Source organism: Anaerorhabdus sp., from assembly GCF_036641015.1.
Classification (GTDB): Bacteria; Bacillota_I; Bacilli_A; order Erysipelotrichales; family Erysipelotrichaceae; genus Anaerorhabdus.
Genome location: NZ_JAVWFO010000015.1, coordinates 15,426 through 34,531, shown reverse-complemented (window position 1 = coordinate 34,531; position 19,106 = coordinate 15,426). Strand labels below are relative to the sequence as shown.

18 protein-coding genes and 1 other annotated feature are annotated in these 19,106 nt (G+C 31.6%); all 18 genes read left to right on the top strand.

Annotated features, from left to right (window positions below):
- Positions 1 to 746 (top strand): hypothetical protein (locus tag RR430_RS03775; RefSeq protein WP_332508669.1); only part of this gene is annotated, 746 nt, incomplete at its 5' end.
- The gene (murD, locus tag RR430_RS03770) at positions 743 to 2,056 is read left to right on the top strand and encodes a UDP-N-acetylmuramoyl-L-alanine--D-glutamate ligase (RefSeq protein ID WP_332487015.1); all 1,314 of its coding nucleotides are present in this window, start codon (positions 743 to 745) and stop codon (positions 2,054 to 2,056) included. The genes RR430_RS03775 and murD, both read left to right, overlap by 4 nt.
- Positions 2,046 to 3,635 (top strand): single-stranded-DNA-specific exonuclease RecJ, encoded by a 1,590-nt coding sequence (recJ, locus tag RR430_RS03765; RefSeq protein ID WP_332487017.1) that lies wholly within the window; start codon positions 2,046 to 2,048, stop codon positions 3,633 to 3,635. The genes murD and recJ overlap by 11 nt, the downstream gene beginning before the upstream one ends.
- 49 nt (positions 3,636 to 3,684) lie before the next feature.
- On the top strand, positions 3,685 to 4,200 hold the full coding sequence (locus tag RR430_RS03760; RefSeq protein WP_332487019.1) for an adenine phosphoribosyltransferase: 516 nt from the start codon (positions 3,685 to 3,687) through the stop codon (positions 4,198 to 4,200).
- 50 nt (positions 4,201 to 4,250) lie between these two features.
- A complete protein-coding gene (locus RR430_RS03755; RefSeq protein ID WP_332487021.1) occupies positions 4,251 to 6,461 on the top strand; it encodes a RelA/SpoT family protein in 2,211 nt (736 codons plus the stop codon).
- 11 nt (positions 6,462 to 6,472) lie between these two features.
- Complete coding sequence (locus RR430_RS03750) at positions 6,473 to 6,922, top strand: hypothetical protein (protein WP_332487023.1); 450 nt, start codon at positions 6,473 to 6,475, stop codon at positions 6,920 to 6,922.
- A 35-nt stretch (positions 6,923 to 6,957) separates the two neighbouring features.
- Positions 6,958 to 7,158: a binding site (T-box leader), on the top strand.
- A gap of 40 nt (positions 7,159 to 7,198) precedes the next feature.
- Positions 7,199 to 8,503: a histidine--tRNA ligase gene (gene hisS / locus RR430_RS03745; RefSeq protein ID WP_332487024.1), complete on the top strand. Its 1,305-nt coding sequence runs from the start codon at positions 7,199 to 7,201 to the stop codon at positions 8,501 to 8,503.
- A 1-nt stretch (position 8,504) separates the two neighbouring features.
- Entirely contained in the window at positions 8,505 to 10,241 is a 1,737-nt protein-coding gene (gene aspS, locus RR430_RS03740) for an aspartate--tRNA ligase (RefSeq protein WP_332487025.1), read from the top strand.
- 184 nt (positions 10,242 to 10,425) lie between these two features.
- A complete protein-coding gene (gene pyrH / locus RR430_RS03735; RefSeq protein ID WP_332487026.1) occupies positions 10,426 to 11,139 on the top strand; it encodes a UMP kinase in 714 nt (237 codons plus the stop codon).
- Positions 11,140 to 11,688: a ribosome recycling factor gene (gene frr, locus RR430_RS03730; protein ID WP_332487027.1), complete on the top strand. Its 549-nt coding sequence runs from the start codon at positions 11,140 to 11,142 to the stop codon at positions 11,686 to 11,688.
- A gap of 204 nt (positions 11,689 to 11,892) precedes the next feature.
- Entirely contained in the window at positions 11,893 to 12,594 is a 702-nt protein-coding gene (locus RR430_RS03725; protein ID WP_332487028.1) for an isoprenyl transferase, read from the top strand.
- Positions 12,591 to 13,388 (top strand): phosphatidate cytidylyltransferase, encoded by a 798-nt coding sequence (locus tag RR430_RS03720; RefSeq protein ID WP_332487029.1) that lies wholly within the window; start codon positions 12,591 to 12,593, stop codon positions 13,386 to 13,388. The genes RR430_RS03725 and RR430_RS03720 overlap by 4 nt, the downstream gene beginning before the upstream one ends.
- 3 nt (positions 13,389 to 13,391) lie before the next feature.
- Complete coding sequence (locus RR430_RS03715; protein ID WP_332487031.1) at positions 13,392 to 14,549, top strand: 1-deoxy-D-xylulose-5-phosphate reductoisomerase; 1,158 nt, start codon at positions 13,392 to 13,394, stop codon at positions 14,547 to 14,549.
- 117 nt (positions 14,550 to 14,666) lie between these two features.
- Positions 14,667 to 15,725, top strand: a complete 1,059-nt coding sequence (gene rseP / locus RR430_RS03710) for an RIP metalloprotease RseP (protein WP_332487032.1) — start codon at positions 14,667 to 14,669, stop codon at positions 15,723 to 15,725.
- 8 nt (positions 15,726 to 15,733) lie between these two features.
- Entirely contained in the window at positions 15,734 to 16,600 is an 867-nt protein-coding gene (locus tag RR430_RS03705) for a DUF368 domain-containing protein (protein WP_332487034.1), read from the top strand.
- A 66-nt stretch (positions 16,601 to 16,666) separates the two neighbouring features.
- Positions 16,667 to 16,918 carry a kinase to dihydroxyacetone kinase gene (locus RR430_RS03700; RefSeq protein WP_332487035.1) on the top strand — a complete coding sequence of 84 codons (252 nt, stop codon included), beginning with the start codon at positions 16,667 to 16,669 and terminating at the stop codon, positions 16,916 to 16,918.
- Between the two features lie 93 nt (positions 16,919 to 17,011).
- Complete coding sequence (galE, locus tag RR430_RS03695; protein WP_332487037.1) at positions 17,012 to 18,025, top strand: UDP-glucose 4-epimerase GalE; 1,014 nt, start codon at positions 17,012 to 17,014, stop codon at positions 18,023 to 18,025.
- Positions 18,026 to 18,122: 97 nt separating this feature from the next.
- Positions 18,123 to 19,100 carry a hypothetical protein gene (locus tag RR430_RS03690; protein WP_332487038.1) on the top strand — a complete coding sequence of 326 codons (978 nt, stop codon included), beginning with the start codon at positions 18,123 to 18,125 and terminating at the stop codon, positions 19,098 to 19,100.
- Positions 19,101 to 19,106 lie beyond the last annotated feature (6 nt).

The window sequence follows — 19,106 nt, the reverse complement described above, 5'->3', positions numbered from 1 at the left end:
TAGAACTGAACAAAAAAGGATACTTAAATGGTCACACTCCTTTTTCAGCAATGGTTGCTTTTGCTTCTACATTAGCGGCAGTGTTAAACCAAAAACGTTACATATGTTTGTCAAATGAAGCTAGCGCAAATGAATCAACGGTATTGAATGATACTGTTAATCATCAATATTCAAAGAGTTATGAATTTGAGAAAGATTTTAACGAGTATAGCCAAAAATATTTAGTTCCCGAAATTGAATATTTTAGTTTGTTACGTCCATTATCTGAACTTCAAATTGCTAAGATATTTTCAATGTGTAAAGATTATCATTTAGTATTTAAGAGCTGTAATGTAGGAAGTAAACAAGAAATATGGTGCAATCACTGTGCTAAATGTTTGTTTGTGTATATTCTTATGGCTGCTTATTTAGATGATGAAGACTGTATTTCGATATTTGGAGAAGATTTACTTAATAATGCTGATTTATATCCGATACTTATGGAGTTATGTGGATTAAGTGATAATAAACCATTTGAATGTGTAGGTACAAGAGAAGAAGTACAAGTGGCTTTAGCACTGGGTATTAGAAGAAGGAAAGAAAATAGAAAACCTTTAGGATGTCTTTACATGATGTATTTAGATCAAGTAATAGAAGTTCCGATGGTAAATATAAACGCAGTTAAGAATGAATGGAATAATGAACATCAAATTCCATCGCATTTACTAAAATTGGTTAAAGAGAAGGTAGAGGAAGCATTTCAATGATGCAAGCATTAATTCAAGAATTTGAGAATAAAAAAATTGCATTGTGGGGATTTGGATTAGAAGGTAAATCAACACTTAATTTTATAAGGAATGTATTACCAAATCAAAAAATTACGATAATTGACGACAAAGAAATTAGTTTAGATGATAAGAACTGTGAAACTAAACTTACAAAAAATACAGATTTTAATGTTTTTGATATTGTTATGAAGAGTCCAGGAATAGTGATTAATGATGAAAAATTTCCAATGAATATACTTAGTAGTCAATCACAATTATTTTTAAAATATTTTAAGAAACAAACAATTGGAATTACTGGAACTAAAGGTAAAAGTACAACTAGTTCACTTTTATATCATGTATTGAATTCTGTATATCCATCGGTATTTTTAGTTGGTAATATTGGTGTTCCTTGTTTTGATATATTAAAGGAACTAAAAGATGATTCTATTGTGGTTTTTGAAATATCTTGTCATCAATTAGAATATGCAAAGGATTCTCCACATATTGGAGTTTTATTAAACTTATTTGAAGAGCATCTTGATCATTATGGTACTTTTGATAAATATTGTCTTGCTAAGGAGAATGTCTTTGTAAATCAAATGAATAATGATATTGCAATTATAAATTCTAATTGTAAGGAACAATTACTTAAATCTAAAAATGCATTTACTGCTTCGATGAATAATGAAGGTGATATCTATGCAGTTGGTAATACATTGGTTAATCCTTATAATCAATTAATTGTTGATGAGACTAAAATTAATTTAATTGGGCATCATAATTTTTATAACATGGCTATTGATTATTTTATTGCGTCACATTTCTTTAATGTAAGCGACGAAGAATTTATAAATGCAATTGAATCATTTACTACATTGCATCATCGTTTAGAAAATGTAGGAGTATATAACGATATTCGTTATGTTGATGATTCGATTTCTACAATTTGTCAATCAACTATTCAAGCTATTACATCATTACAAGATGTTGATACAGTTTTGATTGGTGGACTTGATCGTGGGATTGATTATAATGAATTAATAGAATTTTTAGTTGAGAAAGATTTACCTCATGTAATATTTATGTATGCTTCAGGAATGCGTATGTATGAACTTTGGAAGCAAAAAACAAATAAGGAAGCAGTTTATGTGGATAATCTAAATGATGCTGTAAAATTAGCTAAAAAGATTACAGCACATGGTAAAACATGCTTATTGTCACCAGCTGCAGCGAGTTATGGTTATTTCAAAAATTTTGAAGAACGTGGCGATGTATTTAAAGAATTGGTAAAAAATGATGAAATATAAAAAAATAGAAGTTGATTATAAAACAATTCAAGAGAATAATAAAACCAGTACGTTAGTAAGCAAAGTATTGGCTTTTCGTAATTGTAGTGAGAAACAAATTGATGAGTTATTAAATCATCAAAAGGAATTAACTGTGAATCCATCAAAGCAATTAAGTGAAGTTTCAGATAGAATAATCAAGGCAAAAGCGAATAATGAAAAAATATTTGTGGGTGGTGATTATGATGCTGATGGTATATGTGCTACATCAATATTGGTTGACACTTTAAATACTTTAGGAATTGAAAATGGATATTACATTCCAAATAGATTTAAAGAGGGTTATGGTTTACACCCGACAATAGTTCAACAAGCCTTTGATAAAGGATACAAATTAATTATTACAGTTGATAATGGAGTTAAAGCATTTGATGCATTGTCATTGGCCAAAAATCTCGGTATTGAAGTTATTATATTAGATCATCATGAAATTGAACAAACACCAGATTGTACTTATATTTTACATCCGGATTTCTTTGGTGATCCTTTCAAGGGAATGTGTGGTGCTGGGGTTACATTGCAGTTAAGTAATAAACTATTAGGATACACACCGAGACATATTGCGTTAGCTTGTGTTGCGACAATGGGCGATATCATGGAACTTTGGGGTGAAAATCGTACAATTGTTCGATTAGGGCTTCAAATTATTAATCAACATCAAATACCTCATTTAGATGCATTATTGGATACCCAAAATGAAGTTACTGAAAAGGATATTGCTTATCAAGTTGTTCCTAAATTAAATGCTGTGGGAAGATTGCAAGAATTAGCAAATCCAAATAATGTTGTGAAATTCTTTTTGACTAATAATCCAGCTGAAATTCATTCATTTGCTAAGCAAATGAATGAGTTGAATGATCAAAGAAAACAAATGACATTGCAAATGAGTGTTTTGGCGGAAAAGAAAAACTTGGATGATGACTTTATTATTGTTACTGATGAGCGTTTTCATGAGGGTTTAGTAGGTTTATTGGCAGGTAAAATAGCGAGCAAATATAATAAACCTACATTAGTATTTAGTGAGAATGATGAAGTTTATAAAGGTAGTGGTCGTAGTGTACAAGGATTTGACTTATATAGTTTTTTTGCTGAGGGATTTGAAGATATGTTTACTTCTTTTGGGGGACATAGTGGGGCGATAGGGTGTTCAGTTAAAAAAGATGATTTTGATGAATTTAAGAAAAGAATCATCCTTAAATACAATAGCATTGAAGTTCAAACTGAGGCAGTTGAATCAACATGTGTTTTGCTAGCAGATGAAATTGAGTTAACAGCAATCCAAGAATATTTGAGTCTTGCGCCATTTGGGCAAGGATTTAAAGATGTAACGTTTGCAATCAGTGATTTAAAAGTTAAAAATCTACAATGGATTAAGCAAAAGTTTTTAAAACTTCAGTTTGAAAACAATATTGAAGCAATTTGGTTTGATGTTGATACTAATGTAGATGTAAATAGTATCCATACAGTTTATGGAGAGTGTACTATTAATGCTTTTTTAGGACGTAAAAAGTGTTCCTTAAATGTTAAAAGCATAGATTAAAACAAGAGAATGATGTATAATTATGTCATTAATTAGGAGGCATAAATTAATGGATTTTAAAAAATATATTGCAGAGATTCCAAACTTTCCAATTGAGGGAGTTTTATTTAGAGACATCACACCATTAATGAATGATGGTGAAGCTTTTTTTGAAGCAACACGTCTTATTCAAGAGTTTGCAGAGAAATGTGGAGCTGAAATTATTGTAGGACCTGAATCAAGAGGGTTTATTTTTGGATGCCCTGTTGCAGTGAATATGAAAATTGGATTTGTACCAGTAAGAAAACCTGGTAAACTTCCTCGTAAAACGATTAGTTATAAGTATGACCTAGAATACGGTTCAAATGAACTTCATATGCATGCTGATTCTATCAAAAAAGGACAAAAAGTTCTTATTGTAGATGATTTACTTGCTACAGGAGGAACAGTAGAAGCAACAGTTAAACTTGTTGAAGAAATGGGTGGAGAAGTTGTAGGATGTGCGTTCTTAATCGAACTATTAGGTTTAAATGGTCGTAAGGCATTAGATAATTATAATGTCTTTACGGTTATGTCTTATGAATAAATAATCGAAGAGGAATCTTCGGTTTTTTTCAAAAGAAAGGAGGAACAGATATGACAACACTAACTAAAAAAATTGTAACAAAAGATGATATTTTAGATGCGGCAAAAGAATATATTCATAATGAAGATAGTTTAAAGATAATTGAAAAATCAATTGATTATGCTACTGAAAAACATGAAGGACAATTTCGTAAAAGTGGTGAACCATATATTATTCATGCTATTAATGTAGGCTATATTTTAGCTATGTTACATGTGGGTCCAAGAACAATTGCTGCTGGTCTTTTACATGATGTGTTGGAAGATTGTGATGTTCCTCGAGAAGAATTAGTTAAAGAATTTGATGAAGAAGTTACTGGTCTTGTTGAAAGTGTTACTAAGATTGGTAATATTCAATTCAAAGATGAGAAAGAGTACTTAGCGGCAAATCATCGCAAGATATTTATTGCGATGGCACGAGATATACGCGTAATACTTATTAAATTAGTTGACCGTTTGCATAATATGCGAACACTTCAATATATGCCAGAAGTGAAGCAAAAACGTATTGCAGCTGAAACACTTGAAGTATATGCACCAATTGCTCATCGATTAGGTATTAGTGAGATAAAAAATGAATTAGAAGATTTAAGTTTCTTTTATTTAGATCGTGACATGTATTATCAAATTGCTCATCTTGTTGAAGCTAAAAAAGCCGAACGTGATGAACAAGTTAAACATATGATTACCGATATATCTGAGTTATTAACTGAAAATAGTATTGAGTTTAGGATATTTGGTCGTAGTAAACATCTTTATAGTATTTACAAAAAAATGAAAACTAAAAATAAACGTTTTGAAGAAATACTTGATTTATTGGCTATACGAATAGTAACAAAATCAGAATTGAATTGTTATGAGATTTTAGGGCATATCCATGCGACATATCGTCCAATACCCGGAAGACTTAAAGATTATATCGCAATGCCAAAGATGAACATGTATCAGTCACTACATACTACTATTGTTGGTGAAGATGGAAGAATATTTGAAGTTCAAATTAGAACAGAAAAGATGGATTCTATAGCTGAACAAGGGGTTGCGGCACATTGGCGTTATAAAGAAGGAACTCGTTATGATTCTCGTCGTGAGCAAAAAGAAATTGAATCAAAATTAACTTGGTTTAAAGATTTTGCAAACTTAACAGGTGAGGAAGATGATGATAACCCTGTTGAATACATGGATCGTCTTCAAAAAGACGTATTTGAAGCTAATGTATATGTTATGACACCAAATGGAAGAGTTATCGATTTACCAAATGGATCTACTCCAATTGACTTTGCATATCGAGTTCATACTGAAGTAGGACATGCATGTGTTGGGGCAATTGTAAATGAAACACTAGTTCCTTTAAATACAGTATTAAAAACAGGAGATGTAGTTCAAATTCGTACTTCTAAGCAATTCCCTGGACCAAGTGAAGACTGGTTAAAAGTAGTCAAAACAAGTCAAGCGAAGAGTAAGATTAAAGCATACTTAATGCGTAAAGAAGTTGAAAGACGCCAAGAAAAGGTTGAAGCTGGTGAAGGAATAATACGTGATGAGTTACGTAAACGTGGTTTTGATGAAAAAGAATACATGGAAAAGAAAAAGATTGAAGCTATTTTCCAACAATTCCAAGTAAGTAGTTATATTGACTTCATGTATGCGGTAGCAGTTAAGTCAATATCTCCACAAAGCGTAGTTGAAAAGCTAACAAATCAGAAACGTGGGGTTCTTGAAACTAATGCATTATCAAGAATTTTAAATCGTGAACATACTTCAAAAAAATCAACTTCTAAAACAGGTATTAAAGTATCGGGTGTTGATTCGATGATGATGTCTTTAGCGGGATGCTGTAATCCGGTATATGGTGATGAGATTATTGGCTATATTACAAAGGGACAAGGAGTTAAAGTTCATCGTAAAGATTGTCCAAACATCCAAGGTACTAAGAGTCGTTTAATTAATGTTGAATGGGATGAGACAATTTCTAAACAACAATATGAAGCAAATCTAACAATGCTGTCGCATGACCGTAATTTCTTGATTACTGATATAGTAACAGTAGTTTCACAATGTAAAGCAAATTTAATGGGAATTAATTCAGTTGTTAACAGCGAAGATTTGACCGCAACAACAAAAATGAATATACTAGTAGATGATATTGAACATTTACAGAACGTCATTGCAAACCTTAAAAAGGTGAATAGTGTAATAACTGTAGAAAGACAAATATTATAGGAGAGAAATTTATGAAAAAATTAATCGCAATTGTAACAGTTGCACTTTTACTTGCAGGATGTTCAGCAGGTGGAGCAAAGAAACAAACTTTAGCTTGTAATCAAGCACTTGAAGGATCATCAATGGATTCTAATTTTATATTTACTGATGGAACATTAACAAATCTTGAACAAAAGACAGTTATTGCAATTCCAGAAGATCAAAAAGAAAATATTGATGCATTAAAAACTGCTCTAGAACAATCAAAAGAACAAATGGCTACAATCGAAGGAGCAACTTATGAATATTCAGTAACTGAAACAGAGGCTACAATCAATGTAACTTATGATATTGCTAAGTTTGATGATGCTACATTACTTGCATTTGGATTTACAGATGATATGAAAACTGATGGTAAATTCGATATTGCTAAGATTACAGACACATATAAGAATCTTGGAATTGAATGCACAGTTAAATAAGACTTGTTTCAAAAATATAGACATGATATAGTAATATAAATTCTAAGATAAAGAGGTTATTTAAAAGTACTATTGAAGAGAAGAAACGTTTGGTGAGAGTTTCTATAGATGATTAAATAATTGACACTTTTGAGAAGTATTTCTGAATAAAGTAGGAAATATCGTATTCCGCGTTAAGGAATTAAGTGCATGGAAACATGAACTAAGGTGGTACCACGTAATCAAGCGTCCTTAGATTAGGGCGCTTTTTATATTCTTTAGAAGGAGGAGTAAATTATGGCTTATCAAACACCTAGAGGTACATACGATATCTTACCAACAGAGGTAAGCAAATGGCAGCAAATTGAAGATCTAATTCGAAACATATGCACGGTATATGATTACTCAGAAATTCGTACACCAATGTTTGAAGATACTTCCGTTTTTAAGCGCGAAAATGATAGCTCAGACATGGTTAACAAAGAAATGTATACATTTCAAATGAGTAGTGATTCACTTACATTAAGACCAGAAGGTACAGCAGGGGTAATTCGTAGTTTTGTACAAAATAAAATGTATGGAAGTATGGAAATGCCTGCAAAATTATACTATATTGGACCGATGTTTAGACATGAACGCCCACAAAAAGGCAGACAACGTCAATTTAATCAATTTGGTGTTGAAAATGTTGGTGTTAAGAGTCCATTAGCTGATGTAGAGACTATTGCATTAGGATATTCTTTAGTTAAGACAATAGGCCTTCAATCAATCAAAGTATTAATTAATACTTTAGGTGATGATGAAAGCCGCAATGCTTATAAGGAAGCACTAAGAGCTCATTTTAAAGATCATGTAGAAGAGTTATGTGGTGATTGTAAACGTCGTTATGATCAAAATCCACTTCGTTTATTAGATTGTAAAATTGATAAAGATCATCCATCAATGAAGGATGTACCTTTACTTGAAGATTACTTAACAGAGGAATCGAAAGCATACTTTAAAGCGGTATGTGAAGGTTTAGAAGCTCTAGATATTCCTTTTGAAGTAGATCAACGTTTAGTACGTGGATTAGATTATTATACACATACTGTATTTGAAGTTGTTTCTACTCATGAAGAAGCTGGAAGTCAATCTACGATATTTGCTGGTGGACGTTATGATGGTTTGGTTAATTACTTTGGCGGACCAGAAATGTCAGGAGTTGGATTTGCGATAGGACTTGAACGTTTATTATTAATGGCTCAAGCTGAAAATTGTGAATTTTTTGAAGAAGAGGCTACATTAGATGTATATGTAATGAGTTTAGGTAATGTAGGGATAGTACCACTACAAATCGCAACAATTTGTCGTTCTGCTGGTTTTATAACTGACTTTAATATTCAAGATAGATCAATGAAGAGTCAATTTAAATCAGTAGATAGAAAACAAGCAAAAGTATGCATTATTGTTGGTGAAGATGAAGTTAAGAATAAACAAGTTAATTTAAAACACATCGAATCACAAACACAAGTTACGATTACATTTGATGAAATTATAGATACATTAGATCATTTCTTAAATGAAGAACATGAATGTCATTGTCATGAATGCGAAGGAGAATAAGATGAAAAGAACACATCAAAATGGTGAATTAAGATTAAGTAATGTTGGTGAGAAAGTTACTTTAGTTGGCTGGGTGGCAAAACGTAGAAATCTGGGATCGCTTGTTTTTATTGATTTGCGTGACCGTTCAGGCATTGTCCAACTTGTTTTTGATGAAACAATGGAAGAATCAGTAAAAGACGTACGTAATGAATATATATTACAAGTTGAAGGACTTGTATCTGAAAGAAAAGATAAGAATCCTAAACTTTCTACTGGAGAAATTGAAATTAAAGTAGAAACAGTAAATATTGTAAATACAGCTGAGACAACACCAATCATTGTTGCCGATGAAACCGATGCATTAGAAGATACTCGTTTAAAATATCGTTATCTTGATTTACGTAGAACACCAATTAAAAATAATTTAATGCTTCGTCATGATGTTTGTTTAATTGCTCGAAACTTCTTATCAAATTTAGGCTTTATCGAAGTAGAAACACCAATTCTTTGCAAGAGTACACCAGAGGGAGCACGTGACTATTTAGTTCCAAGTAGAATTAGTAATGGTAAATTCTATGCATTACCACAATCTCCTCAATTATATAAACAATTATTAATGGTGGGTGGAATCGAAAAATATTTCCAAATTGCACGTTGCTTCCGTGATGAAGACTTGAGGGCAGATCGTCAACCTGAATTTACACAAATAGATATTGAAATGAGTTTTGTGGATGAAGAGGATGTTTGGCAAGTTGTTGAATCACTAATGAAAGAAGTATTTAAGAAAGTTAAAAACATTGAATTAACTTCATTTGACCGTTTACCTTATGTTGATGCAATGAGTCGTTATGGAAGTGATAAACCAGATACTCGTTTTGGTTTAGAATTAAATGATGTTTCAAGTGTATTTGCGAATACTTCATTTGAAATCTTTAAAAACATTTTAGATTCTAAAGGCATAATCAATGCAATTTGTTTGAAAAATATGGGTGATAAATTCTCTCGTAAAGATTTAGACAAATTACAAGATTTTGCTAAGGTATATGGTGCTAAAGCACTATCATACTTAAAATATAGTAATAATGAATTATCTGGTTCAATTGCTAAAGTCCTAAGTGATGAAGAAAAACAACAATTAATTGATAAGTTTGATTTAGCTGAAAATGATATGTTATTATTTGTCGCTGATAAAAAGAAAGTTGCTCAAACTGCTTTAGGTGCTGTACGTACTAAACTTGGACATGATTTAGCATTGATTGATGAAACTAAATATAATTTCTTATGGATTACTAATTTCCCAATGTTTGAATATTCTGAGGAAGAAGATAGATGGGTAGCAGCTCATCATCCGTTTACATCACCAAATTTAGAAGATGTAGATAAACTTATGAATAATCAAGAAAACTGTTATTCACGTGCATATGACCTTGTGTTAAATGGATATGAATTATTAAGTGGTTCAATTCGTATTCATGATCAAAAGGTACAAGCTAAAGTATTTGAAGCTATTGGGATGTCACTAGAGGAAGCTAAAGATAAGTTTGGTTGGTTCTTAGAGGCATTCAAATATGGAACACCTCCTCATGGAGGGGTAGGAATTGGATTAGAACGTTTAATTATGATTCTATCTGGTACTGACAATATTCGAGATGTTGTTGCTTTTCCTAAAACAGCTAGTGCTTCTGACCTAATGAGTGAAGCTCCAAACACTGTTGATGAAAAACAATTAAAAGAATTAGGTATTGCGTTAAAATAATATGAGAATCCCATTTTGTTTAAGTGGGATTCTTTTCTTATGGGAAAAATGTCACTGTTAGTCCTTTGACTTATTGCATGGAGATTAAAAGTACGATATAATGACAACGGAAATTAAGGTATTACTTGATCATAATAATCGATGAGTGAAACCTTTTCTTTGCGAAAGAGAGGCGGTTATTTCAATGTATCGTAGAGTATTATTGAAGTTAAGTGGAGAAGCATTATCAGCAAATGGTAATAACTTTGACCCAGAGATTTTAAAGAATCTTGCTGAAGAAATTAAAGAAATACATGAAAAAGGAGTCGATTTAGCTATTGTTGTTGGTGGAGGTAACTTTATTCGCGGCAAAACAGCTGAAAGTATTGGAATAGATAGAGTTCAAGGTGATTACATGGGAATGTTAGCGACTGTAATCAACGCGCTAGCAGTTCAAGGAGCACTTGAACAAGCAGGGGTACCAACACGTGTACAAACAGCAATTGAAATGAATAAGGTTGCTGAACCATTTATTGTTAGACGTGCATTAAGACACTTAGAAAAAGGGCGTGTAGTGATATTCGGTGGAGGAACAGGAAATCCATATTTTTCAACTGATACAACTGCAGCGTTACGTGCATCTGAAATTAAAGCTGATGTAATATTAATGGCTAAAAATGGAGTTGATGGCGTTTACAGTGCTGATCCAAAGAAAGACAAAACTGCAGTTAAATTTGAACAATTAACATATATGGATTTAATTCAAAAAGAATTACAAGTTATGGATACAACTGCGACAAGTATGTGTATGGATAATCATGTCGATTTAGTAGTCTTTAACATGAATGAACGTGGTAATATTAGAAAAGCAGTAATGCAAGAAAAAATAGGAACAGTTATTAAGAAGGAGATAAAATAGATGGCTTATTTAGTTCTAGATGTAGCAAAAGAAAAAATGGATAAAGTGATTGCTCACTTTGCTGAAAGTTTAACATCAATTCGTACAGGTCGTGCTAATACAACAATGCTTGATCATGTAGAAGTTGATTATTATGGATCACCAACTCCAGTTAATCAAATTGCAAGTATTTCAGTAGTTGAGGGAAGAACACTTGTTATTAAACCTTATGATTCTTCTAGTTTAAAAAATATTGAAAAAGCTTGTAATGAAGCTGATTTAGGAATTGCACCTCAAAATGATGGAACTGTTATTCGTTTAACTGTACCTACATTAACAGAAGAAACAAGAAAAGAAATGTGTAAAAAAGTGTCTAAATTTGCTGAGGAAGCTAAAGTTCAAGTAAGAAATGTTAGACGTGATGCAAATGAAGCAGCTAAAAAAGACGATACATTAACTGAAGATCTTGAAAAAGATTGTTTAGATAAAGTGCAAAAAGCGACTGATGAAGCAATTAAAAAAATTGATGAAGTTGCTGCAGCTAAAGAAAAAGAAGTAATGACAATCTAAGGATAGTTCGAAAGAACTATTCTTTTATTATATCGATTTAAAATAACAATTTGATTAATGAATTATATGATATTAGCAAGAGATTAGAAATTTAGACAAAGAGTAAAGTGAGTCGTATAGATTCTTTGTTTTGAATTTGATAAGCCAAGAACTATCATTCATATATAAATTATGGTAAAATATTTTCATGAGTAAGGTGATGTTATGGATAAAATAAAACATGTTGCGATCATTATGGATGGCAATGGAAGATGGGCAAAGCGTCAAAATAAAATGCGTACCCAAGGACATTATCAAGGATCAGAGAATGTTAGAAATATTGCAATTGCAGCAAACGATGACGGAATTGAAGTTTTAACGTTGTTTGCTTTTTCTACTGAAAATTGGAAAAGACCTGAAGAAGAAGTGAATTATTTGATGAAATTGCCTGCAGTTTTCTTTCAAAAATTTTTGAAAGAACTAATGGAAAAAAATATACGTATCCAAATGATTGGACAAATGGAAGGAATTCCTAAAGAAACAGCTAAATTGTTTCAAAAAGCGATAGAGGATACAAAAAATAACACAGGTATGATTTTATGCTTTGCGATGAATTATGGATCACAAAGAGAAATTTTACTTGCTGCAAAAGAGTTTGCTAAGGATGTACAGGCTGGTAAACAAACATTAGATATTGATGAAAAAGAATTTGAACAATACTTAATGACGAAAGATTATCCGCCAATTGATTGCCTGATAAGAACTAGTGGTGAATATCGCATATCTAATTTTTTATTGTGGCAAATTGCGTATAGTGAACTTATATTTGTTGATGAAACATGGCCTGAATTTACTCCAGAAGAGTTTAATCGATGCTTAGATGATTTTAAACAACGTGATCGCCGATTCGGAGGTCTTAAGAAATGAAGCAGAGATTTATTACTGGATTGATTATTGCACTTGTAGCAATACCCCCTTTAGTACTAGGTGGTATACCTTTACTTTTGTTGGTATTTGCGGTTAGTGCACTTGCTTCTTATGAGATATTAGCTGTAAGAGGAGGTAAAATTAGTTGGGGATTAGTAACGTTTTTGTTTTTAAGCACATTAGTTATGTATCTAGTTCCGATTGATTTCTATATCCCTGCAATAATTGCATTTCTAATCGTCTTATTTGTAATACATATTTTTACAAAAGAGATAAGCATTGAAGATTTAAGTTATGTGTTTGTTATGACAATGATCCTAACACTTGCTGTTAAGGGAATTATTCATATCTATGATTATAATGGCTTCTTAATGATCTATGTTGCATTAGCATGCTTTGGGTGTGATATTGGAGCCTATTTCTTTGGTGTTTACTTTGGTAAACATAAACTAATTGAACGAATATCTCCTAAAAAAACTTGGGAGGGTGCAATTGGTGGTTGGTTAGTTGGTGCTGCTGCGTCATATATATTTGCTAACTTGTATTTATCAAATATGTTTGAGCCAAGTGTTATTATATTTTCATCATTAACACTACCAATTATTTCGCAAATTGGTGATTTATCATTTAGTGCAGTAAAACGTCAATATCATGTAAAAGATTTTGGTTCGATTTTTCCAGGACATGGGGGAGTTTTAGACCGTGTTGATAGTTTGTTATTTTGTTTGATGTTTTTCCACGCTATCTTGTTATTTGTGGAAATGCAAAATTTCTATACGTTATTTTTGAGGTAAACTATGAAAAAAATTGTATTATTAGGAGCTAGTGGCTCAATAGGTACACAAACTATAGATGTAATTTCACATCATTTAGATGAATTTGAATTAGTCGCATTTAGTGTTGGATATAACATTGAAAATGCGCGTGAATTGATCAAACAATTTCCGTTAGTTAAAGTAATATCAGTTGCAAATGAAAACGATGCTAATGAATTAAGAAAAGAGTTTCCATATCTAACAATTCATTTTGGTGATAAAGGATTAATTGAATTAGCTAAGTTAAATAATTATGATACGTTTGTAAGTGCAATAGTTGGGTTTAGAGGTTTAGAACCAGTTTTAGAAGCGATAAAACATTGCAAAGTGGTTGCGTTAGCAAACAAAGAAAGTTTAGTAACTGGTGGTACATTAGTTAAAAATGCGTGTAAAGAATATGGTGTTGCACTATATCCAATTGATTCTGAACATTCAGCAATTTTTCAATGTTTACAAGGTAATTCAATGAAAGAAGTAGATAAAATTATTGTAACTGCTAGTGGTGGTAGTTTTAGAGATAAAACACGTGAAGAATTGGTTAATGTTACTAAACAAGAAGCTTTGAATCATCCAAATTGGAAAATGGGTGGAAGAATTACTATTGATAGCGCAACAATGTGTAACAAAGCATTTGAGGTTATCGAAGCACATTACTTATTTGATATTCCATTTGATAAGATTGATGTACTAATTCATAAAGAAAGTGTTGTTCATTCGATGGTTCAATATCGAGACCATTCAATCATAGCTCAAATTGGTTCTGCTGATATGCGCATACCAATTCAATATGCATTATCGTATCCAAATCGATTGCAGATGTTTAATGATAAGCCATTTGATTTTACAAACTTTCCAGAATTACACTTTACTAAACCAGACTTTAAACGTTTTCCACTGTTAGAGATGGCTTATATTGTTGGTAAAAAAGGTGGTAATTTAGGTGCAATCATGAATGGTGCAGATGAGGAAGCAGTATCATTGTTTCTTGATGATAAAATCAAATTCTTAGATATTGAAGACTTTGTTATTGAGGCAATTAATACAATTCCATTTATTGCTGAGCCAACACTGCAAGAACTGATTGATACAGATCACTTATCGCGAGAATTTGTAAGAAATAAATTTGTTGAAAAACAATAATTAAATTAGGGGATAAAGAATACATATTTTGTATTGCTTTATCCTTTTGTGCAATATTTGTGTCAGTTATATGGTTGTGTTAAACTAATGTGGAACACTTTAAAGGAGTGATATTTTATGGGAGTAATCTATTTTATATTAGTATTATCTGTAATTATTGTAATCCATGAATGTGGGCATCTACTTGCTGCTAAGGCATTTGGTGTATATTGTTATGAATTTTCATTAGGGATGGGACCAAAGATATTTTCATTCCAAAAAAAGGAAACAAAATATACTTTGCGTTTGATTCCTATTGGTGGATATGTTGCAATGGCAGGTGAACAAGAAGATGATATGGAATTGTATCCAGATATTAATGTACCAAAAAATCGTTCAATAAAAGGTATATCATATTGGAAACGTATTGTTATCATGATTGCTGGTGTTGTAATGAATTTTGTACTTTGTTGGGTTATTATTAGTGGAATATTAATTCAAAACGGAGAATATGCATTGTCACCAAAGCCAATTGTTAATACAATTGTTGAAAATAGTCCTGCTGCTTCAGCTGGTTTTGAAACTGGGGATTTAATCAAAAAAGTAGTTTTCGCCGATGGAACAGTAATAAAGCCAAAAGAATTTACGGATTTATCAACATTTACTATGTCTTATGGTGATGAAATGACATATACAGTAGAACGTGATGGTCAATTAATTGATATTAAAGTAAAAGGCCAAGCAACTGAAGATGGTATATACATGGTTGGTATTGGAGCTCCTGCAAGCGAGGTTGTCAAAATAAATTTACTTAATGCAGGTAAATATGGATTTGACTATATGGTCGATATGACAGGAAGCATATTTAAATCGTTAACAAGACTTGTGCAAGGAAATGGTTTAGATCAATTATCAGGACCTGTGGGTATTTATCAAGTAACAGCTCAGCAAGCATCTCTTGGTTTAAGTAATTTGTTGTTATTAATTGCACTATTATCATTGAATGTGGGTATATTTAATTTATTGCCATTACCAGTATTAGATGGTGGTAGAATTATATTAACTTTGGTTGAAATGATTATTGGTAAACCACTTAATAAAAAATTTGAACTTGGAATAATGACTGCAAGTATGGTATTATTGTTCGGGTTGATGATTTTTGCAACCTGGCAAGATATTGTCAGAATATTTAATTAGGAGAGAATATGGAAGCAATCAAATACGTAGTTTTTGGAATCTTGATGGGAATTGCAAATGTTATTCCTGGTGTTAGTGGCGGTACAATCGCTGTAATTTTGAACTTTTATGATCGATTAATGGAATCAATCACTTTAAATTTTAAAGTGATTAAGCGCAATTTACCTTTCTTAATTCCTTTAGCGCTTGGATTAGGTATTGGTATTGTAGGTTTAAGTAAAATTATGTCATTGTTATTAATAAACTTTCCAACACAAACTTATTTTGGATTCATTGGTATAGTACTTGGAAGTTTACCTTTAATTTTCTTTAAAGCAAAAGGAAAGACAAAAGAGATTAAACCAATTAATTGGATTGCGTTTGCTATTGCGCTTGTAATTATGTTGTACTTCGCGTTTATGAATGCTGATAAGGAGTCTGCTGCAGCTGCGATTAAGTATACAAGTTTAAATCTTGAATCATTTGTTGTTTGTTTTATTGGTATGGCAATAGCTACTGTTACTATGATTATTCCAGGAATAAGTGGATCTTTGATTTTAATTATTATGGGTCTTTATGGAACTGTTTATGGTTTTGCAATCGCTGAATTTAATATTCCTTTACTAATTCCTTGTGGACTTGGTGGAGTAGTTGGGTTGTTAGGTGGAGCTAAAGGAGTAAGGTTCTTGCTGGATCGTTATGAACAAGTAACGTATATGGCTATTCTAGGATTACTCGTAGGATCGTTTGTGCAATTATATATGCTAAGTGGAATTGAATTAGTTATTAATGGGACTCTAATTGTATCCATAATCGTTGCAGCAATCACTTTTGTAATCATTTATTGGTTCTCATCTCAAGAAATTAAAAGTGATAAATTAAAAGAAGTAGAATAAATAACTAAAGTACATGTTTGCGCATGTACTTTTATTGATATAATTAATAAATAATGGAGGTTAATTATGATTGAATTTCGTTATGATGTACAGTTGCTAATTGAAGGAAAAGATTTAAATGAAGATTCAATAAATGACTACTTTATGAATAATTTCAAAGGTGATTGTTTATTAGCAGTCGGTGATGATGAATTGATTAAAATTCATTTTCATACAAATGAACCATGGTTAGTTTTAGAATATTGTTCAAAGCTTGGAGAAATATATGATATCGTTGTAGAAGATATGGATCGACAAGCTAAAGGGCTTCATGGGTAATTTTACTAATCAAAATAAAGTTAATGCAACTTTAACACAAAGTATCTTTTTTAAGAAAATTGATTGTGTTAAACTAAACGAGGAGGATATATTATGAAAACAATTTTAGTTACTGGTGGAACGGGTTATATTGGAAGCCATACGTGTGTTGAATTGATCAATGCAGGATATGATGTTGTAGTTCTAGATAATCTTTATAATTCTAAAAAGGTTGTACTTGATAGAATCGAAACAATTACTGGCAAGAAACCTAAGTTTTATGAAGTGGATATTCTTGATAGAGCTGGGCTTGATAAAGTATTTGGTGAGAATAAAATTGATGCAGTAATTCACTTTGCTGGATATAAAGCAGTAGGGGAATCATGTGTTATTCCACTAACTTATTATAAAAATAATATTTCAGGGAGCGTAAATCTTTATGAAGCAATGAAGGATGCGGGAGTTAAGACTGTTGTGTTTAGTTCAAGTGCTACTGTTTATGGAGATCCTGCAACAGTACCTATAAAAGAAGATTTTCCATTAAGTACAACAAATCCTTATGGAACAACTAAACTTTACAATGAACAAATACTTAGAGATGTTTATTCATCTGATGCTGATTGGAGTGTATTATTATTACGTTATTTCAATCCAATTGGTGCACATAAGAGTGGATTACTTGGAGAAACTCCAAATGGAATTCCAAATAATTTAGTGCCTTATGTTGCTCAGGTTGCTACTGGACAAAGAGAATATCTTCGTGTTTGGGGTGATGACTATAATACAATTGATGGAACTGGTGTACGTGATTATATTCATGTTGTTGATTTAGCACTAGGACATATTAAAGCAGTAGAATATGCAATGGAACATAAAGGTGTTGAAATGATTAACTTAGGTACTGGTATTGGATACTCAGTATTACAAGTTAAAGATGCATTTGCAAAAGCATGTGGAAAAGAAATTCCATACCAAATTATGGAACGTAGAGCAGGTGATATTGCAACATGTTATGCGGATACAACGAAGGCTAAAGAAGTGCTTGGTTGGAGTGCTCAATATGGTATTGATGAAATGTGCCAAGATGGTTGGAACTTCACACAAAATAATCCAAATGGAATCGAGTAAGGGTTTATAATCCTTACTTTTTCTTTTACATAAATTCACATAAATTTCAGTCTACATTTGGAAGATTATGCTATAATTATTATGTGGAGGAATGTTTATGAATAATAACAAACTCAATAAAACAAAGTTATACTTATGTATTGGTATTGGATTACTTATCCTTGCTATCGGTGCATTCTTTATATTTCAATTAACTAGTAAACCAGCTAAACCTAATGATCAGTTAATAAATGATATTACAATGGCTGATGGCAGTCAAAGTAAACCTGAAGAAAAAGTAGATGGTGCTTATCAAATTGATTTAATGGACTCAGTTGTATTTGATTTGAAAGAAACTGATTTTAAATTCGTTATTGCAAAAATAAGAGTACAATCTGATGAAGCTATTAACTTAAAGTTAAGTCACTTTACAACGAGTGAGGGAATTGCATTAGATCAAGTTGATACATACGTAAAAGCATTAGAAGATAAATCATTATTCTTAGGTAAACAAAATGTATGGTTTGAAATACTTTCTAATGAACCTAGTACGATGGTAAACATATTCATTCCAGTTAAAGATAAAAATGCTAAAGAAATCATCATTAAAAATGATTTAGGAACTGAAGATATTAAGATAAGTTTAGCTAACGGTAAAGGTACTGAAGCAATGTTGCAATACAAAGCGGATGATATTATTACCGATGGTAGATCTTATCAAATGACAGTGTCTAGTGCTTATCCAATCACAGGAGATACAATGACACAAAGTGGTCAAGAATATTTACTTCCTTCTACTGTAGAAGTATATTCATTCAATATTGAAGCAGTATCATTATGGGGAGACAAAATTGTAATCGAGGAAGCTCAATACGTACCTAATGATTCAAAAGAGACTTTTGTTGCTTTGGATAGTTCAATTCAATCAATGAAGTATTCAAATATTATTGGTAAAGAAATAAATGAAAAAGATGCAGGGGATTTATTCTTTGTAGCCTATAGTCCAGTAGAAAGTCCAGTTACCTATAAAGGTGTTTTAAAACTAAAAATTCAAGGACAAGATTCTTGGATTACAATCAATGTTGATTTAAACTAAGGGGGA